This is a genomic window from Legionella santicrucis (assembly GCF_001468135.1).
Lineage (GTDB): Bacteria > Pseudomonadota > Gammaproteobacteria > Legionellales > Legionellaceae > Legionella > Legionella santicrucis.
Window position 1 is genome coordinate 38,598 of the sequence record NZ_LNYU01000072.1, and the last position, 307, is coordinate 38,904.

Genomic DNA, 307 nt, shown 5'->3' on the forward strand with positions numbered 1-307 from the left:
ATGACTGTTATCAAAAAGTACTGCCTTTATGCCAATTAGCCCTTATTGTGGAACACAATGGGGTGGCTGAAGACCATGCTTTGAAATTAGCCACGATTTTTAAGGATGAACAAGCGGTATTAAATTATTTACTCCAATTTAAAGCCCAAAATGCCTATAACTACCTAGTTCATGATGCATGCTTATTTGAGCTGCCTAAAGCCGATACATGTGCATTTGCGCAATGGCTAAAATTGGCCAACCTTTACCTTGCCAATCCTCGTTTTCGTGCCCTCTTGCCGCATGCAGAAGCCATTGAGTCTCTGGG

Annotated in this window: 1 protein-coding gene; it reads left to right on the forward strand. The window is 42.0% G+C overall.

What is annotated here, in order from left to right; genetic code table 11:
* Nucleotides 1-307, forward strand: a 307-nt coding sequence (locus Lsan_RS22645) for a hypothetical protein (protein WP_193392711.1), incomplete at both ends; no start/stop codon positions are given.